The following is a 4,081-nucleotide window of genomic DNA, read 5'->3' on the forward strand; positions in this document are numbered from 1 at the left end:
TGCGCCGGGGAGAGCACCGAGAAGTGCCTCCCGATGATCTCGGCGCTGCGATAGCCCATGATTCGTTCTGCCCCGTCGCCCCAGCCCTCCACCCGACCGGCCACGTCGAGCGCGAAGATCGCGTACTCCTGCAAGCCCGCGGCCAGCAGCCCGAGGCGCGCCTCCACCTTCGACTGCAGCCGCGCGATCCCGCCGTGCCCACCCCGGGTCACGAACTCGACATCACGTTCCTCGACCATCGCGCCCCGATGTCTTCGATCCTCGGCTCTGATTTTCGCACCGCCGCAGCCGGACCACGACCACAACCAGCACCCGGGTCGGCTCATCGAGCTCAGGCCTGGAGGTCGACGACGACCTTCACCTCGTCGGGGCCCGTCTCGAAGACTTGGGTCCAGTCGCCCAACGGGATCCGGCGGCTGATCAGGGCCCCCAGCCAGTTCCGGTCCGCGCCGGCCAGCGCCTGCACGGCCTGGTTGTAGTGGCGCAGGTTGGCGTTCACGCTGCCCAGAACGACGTCGTTGTCCAACATCAACTGGTTGTCGATCGCCGCCGCCGGGAAGGGCACGGTGCGGTGGTGGCCCGTGCTGCCGGTCAGCACCGTGATGGAGTTGCGCGCGGTGTGTTGCAGCAGCTCGAACACGACCTGTCCGGATCCGGTCGCCTCGATCACAACGTCCGGTTCGCAGCCCAGGTCGTCCAGCGAGGTGTGGTAGGTGGCGCCCAGCGCGCGCACCAGATCCGGTTTCGGCCCCTCGGTGGCGTGGTCGAGAACGTGCATGTCCAGGCCGCGTTGCGCGCCTAGCAGCGCACCGAGCAGGCCGATCGGTCCGGCGCTTGTCACCAACGCGTGACGGGGAGCGAAGTAGGCTCGTCTGCCGATCGTGTCAACCTGCTCCCACGCCTTGGCCACCACCGATGCGGGCTCGGTCAGCACCCCCAGATCACCGAGCGCCGGGGCGACCTTGATCGCGAACTGGGGCTCGACCGTCCACCGCTGAGCACCGAATCCGTCCAGTTCCTTGACGCCGCGCTCGGTGTACTCACCGTTGAGGCAGAAGTCCCATTGCCCGGCGGTACACGCCTCGCACGGCTGCGGGTCCGGACGCCGGACGACGCCCACCACGTAGTCGCCCTCCCGGAAACCGCTGATCGCGGGTGCGTGGATCACCCGACCCACAGATTCGTGAAAGAGAACCATCCGGTCCTGCCCCGGCGGCAAGAGGCCGTGCGCTCGCTCGGTGACATCACGATCAATGTCGCAGAACCCCACCAGCAGACCACGCACCAACAGCTCCCCCGGCTGCGGCACGGGATCGGGCAGTTCGGTCACCGCTGACAACTCCGGCCTGCCTGGAACCACGGTGGCGGCCTTCACCAGACAACCCTCCCGTGTCGTCGGGTGCGCGCGGACAAACGAGCAGAGTGGCCCAAGACAGGGTCCACCAGAAGATGCCCGGTGGGCGTTGATCGAGCCGACCCTGACGGCATGGCGTGCCGCACGGCGTGGGCCAGGAGCCGCGGCGCGGGTGCATGACCTGCGGGAGATCGTGAACGCGGTCCTGTATGTGTGCCGGACCGGGACCGCCTGGGAGTACTTCCCACCCTACAAGATGGTGTATGACTACTACGCCAAGTGGGAGGCCGGCGGACCGGTGAATCCACCCAAACCTGGCGAACGGAACCACTCGAACAGGACATCAGTACCTAAATCAAGATCAGATGCGCTCTTAAGCCACGCGCTCCCACGGAGCAACGTCCGCGGGAAGGATGGACACCAGCCACCGAATGTCCCCATGCGCCTCTTCCTCGGTGTCAAAACCGAGGCGCGCGTGTGGTTCTCCGTGGGTGAGGTACGTGACCAACCACTTATCCGTGGCGTGCTCCAAAACGATCTCGAAGCAGCCGTCCTCATGCCAGTGACCGCGCCCTGCGCACCACCGGCCAACGACCTTGCTCATTGACTGCTCATCTCCCCTTGCGGCCATGTTGCCAGCAGCGCCGAACCCTGGGGAGCGCTACAGCCGCACTCAACCACAAGCATGCCGCTGTTCGAACCTCCGAACAGAGGCTTCTGACTCAGAGCTTGCGGTGTCGGCGCGTGGCTGGCTTTGGGGCCGTGAGACGTCCCCGTCGAGCCAGGTTCGTCCGATAGCCGACAGGTGGCCGCCTCACCCATGTCCCTGTTCAAGGTGGCGCGGAAGTACGGCATGTCGGCGCTCGGGTTGGGTCCCTTCACCGGGATGCCAGCACTCCTCCTACCTCACCAGGGCTGCTCTTGGCTAGGCTGGGTGAATGGCCGAGCAGCTGGTCACGGAGCGACTTGTGCTGCGGTCGTGGCACGTCGACGACGCCCGAGCGGCACTGGATGTCTTCGGGCACGCCGACGTGGCAAGGTGGCTCAGCCCGATCATGGAGCAGGTTCCCGACCTACCGGCCATGCGTCTGCTGCTGCGGCAGTGGATCGCTGAGGACGCCAGGTCGATCCCACCCGCCGGACGATGGTCTATCCAGCAGCGCAAGGACGAGCGCGTGATCGGCGGCGCGACGCTGCTGCCTCTGCCACCCGCCAACGAGGACCTCGAGATCGGTTGGCAACTGCATCCGGACGTGTGGGGACAGGGCTATTCCGTCGAGACGACGTACGCGCTGGCGCAATGGGCATTTCAGCACGAGGTCGACGAGATCTTCGCGGTCGTTCGGCCCGGCAACACACGCGCCGCGGCTGCAGTACGTCGCAACGGCATGGAATGGGTGGGGGAAACCAGCAAGTACTTCGGACTGACCATGGAGGTGTTCCGACTCCGCGTAGCCGACCTCAACCTGGCGGCCAAACAGCAGCGGCTGCCCCCCGGCTTCGAAGCGGAATGACTCAGTCCGCCAGTCTTCGCCAGGCCCGTACACGCGATGCATTGCCAACCGGGGAACTCCTGTGTGGATTGACAGGTCGCCGTCACGTGTTTGGCGTTCCTTGCAAGCGGAGGCAGAAGCAGGCGCCTTCGTCGTCGTTGGGCTCGTACCAGGCCTCGCCACCGGTGGCACGGGCGAGGTTGCGGACGATCCACAGCCCGAGGCCGGCTCCCTCCATCTGTCGCCGGGCGCGCGGCTCGCGGCTGAAGCGTTCGAACAAGTGAGGCACGAATGAGTCCGGCACGCCCGGCCCCCGGTGCACACGCGGATCTCGACCCACCCCGACTGCTCGGCTGAGCGTGGCACGCCGTTCCCGCAGCAGGTGTACGAGCAGTTTGATCGCGGCGACCGGGGTGCGGAGCTCGTGGGCGGCCACGGCGACCACGGTCGTCTGCCGTTCCAGGGCGACTTCGAGGTCTTTTTCGGCTTGCTTTCGCCGCGTGACATCGCGGAGCGCGGCAACGTAGATGCGCTCGCCGCGCAAAGTCGTGGCAGTGACCCGCATTTCGACCCCCCGGGCGGATCCGTCCGGCTGTATCAAGTCAATCTCGCTGGTTTGGTGGACGACCGTCGGGGCACCGAACGCGCTGCCGACGAGATCTCCCGTCGAGCGGGCAAAGAGCATCTCGGCGGCCGGATTGGCGAGACGGATGATCCCTCGCTCGTCGACGGCGACGATCCCGTCCGCCGATGCCTCCACCATGGCCTGGTTCGCACCGTCGCGGAACCGCGAGCCAGCGGCCGGCTCGGTTCGGCGCCTGCCGCAGCACGCTGGTCGGGGTGAGGGTTACTCATCGGTTCTCGGCCCCTGTGTTCAACCGGGCCGGGTCGGCCGCTGCGGATCCTCGACGACGAGGGAATTCGCGGTGAGGATGTGGGCGACGCCGCGCAGGCGTTCGCCGATGTGCATGCCGTCGCCGTCGATCGTGACCTGGCGAATGCTGTGCTCATGCGCGGTGCCCCGGGCCTGCACTACGGCGATGGCCCGCTGGATCTCGCCGGCGTGTTCGAAGTCGCGGAGCAGGGCCACCGCCCCACGGCCTCCCACCGTTCGATGGGCAAGCCCAGCGAAGCAGCGTTGCGGCGAATATCGGTGGGCGTCTCCTCGAACGTGACGAACACCCCGGCGTCGTCGAAATCACGGATGCCGCGGGCGAGGACCTCAACGGCGAAC

The 4,081-nt window shown here is 67.0% G+C and carries 5 protein-coding genes and 2 pseudogenes; 2 read left to right on the forward strand and 5 right to left on the reverse strand.

Going from position 1 to position 4,081, the window contains the following annotated elements; genetic code table 11:
• Both ABTZ89_RS36540 and ABTZ89_RS36545 read right to left on the reverse strand, forming a co-directional pair.
• Nucleotides 1-239 (reverse strand): annotated as a pseudogene (locus ABTZ89_RS36540) (GGDEF domain-containing protein); the annotation flags it as partial.
• 92 nt (nt 240-331) lie between these two features.
• Complete coding sequence (locus tag ABTZ89_RS36545; RefSeq protein WP_351053597.1) at nt 332-1,375, reverse strand: glucose 1-dehydrogenase; 1,044 nt, start codon at nt 1,373-1,375, stop codon at nt 332-334.
• A gap of 73 nt (nt 1,376-1,448) precedes the next feature.
• Between ABTZ89_RS36545 and ABTZ89_RS36550 the strand changes: the two are divergent.
• A pseudogene (locus ABTZ89_RS36550) lies at nt 1,449-1,649 on the forward strand (transposase); the annotation flags it as partial.
• 643 nt (nt 1,650-2,292) lie between these two features.
• On the forward strand, nt 2,293-2,868 hold the full coding sequence (locus tag ABTZ89_RS36555; RefSeq protein WP_351053600.1) for a GNAT family N-acetyltransferase: 576 nt from the start codon (nt 2,293-2,295) through the stop codon (nt 2,866-2,868).
• A gap of 82 nt (nt 2,869-2,950) precedes the next feature.
• On the opposite strand, the gene ABTZ89_RS36560 is transcribed toward ABTZ89_RS36555, so the two are convergent.
• The 3 genes from ABTZ89_RS36560 to ABTZ89_RS36570 form a co-directional block, all read right to left on the reverse strand.
• On the reverse strand, nt 2,951-3,610 hold the full coding sequence (locus ABTZ89_RS36560) for an ATP-binding protein (protein WP_351053603.1): 660 nt from the start codon (nt 3,608-3,610) through the stop codon (nt 2,951-2,953).
• 111 nt (nt 3,611-3,721) lie between these two features.
• Nucleotides 3,722-3,937: a hypothetical protein gene (locus ABTZ89_RS36565; protein WP_351053606.1), complete on the reverse strand. Its 216-nt coding sequence runs from the start codon at nt 3,935-3,937 to the stop codon at nt 3,722-3,724.
• Nucleotides 3,880-4,081: ATPase domain-containing protein (locus ABTZ89_RS36570; RefSeq protein ID WP_351053608.1), on the reverse strand; the 202-nt coding region annotated here is incomplete at its 5' end. The genes ABTZ89_RS36570 and ABTZ89_RS36565, both read right to left, overlap by 58 nt.

Source organism: Saccharopolyspora sp. NPDC002686 (genome assembly GCF_040295745.1).
GTDB classification, from domain to species: Bacteria; Actinomycetota; Actinomycetes; order Mycobacteriales; family Pseudonocardiaceae; genus Saccharopolyspora; species Saccharopolyspora oryzae.

What these genes read in the sequence shown, in the direction of transcription:
- ABTZ89_RS36560 (WP_351053603.1), bottom strand. Translation starts at nt 3,610, where the DNA reads ATGGTGGAGGCATCGGCGGACGGGATCGTCGCCGTCGACGAGCGAGGG.
- ABTZ89_RS36555 (WP_351053600.1), top strand. Translation starts at nt 2,293, where the DNA reads ATGGCCGAGCAGCTGGTCACGGAGCGACTTGTGCTGCGGTCGTGGCAC.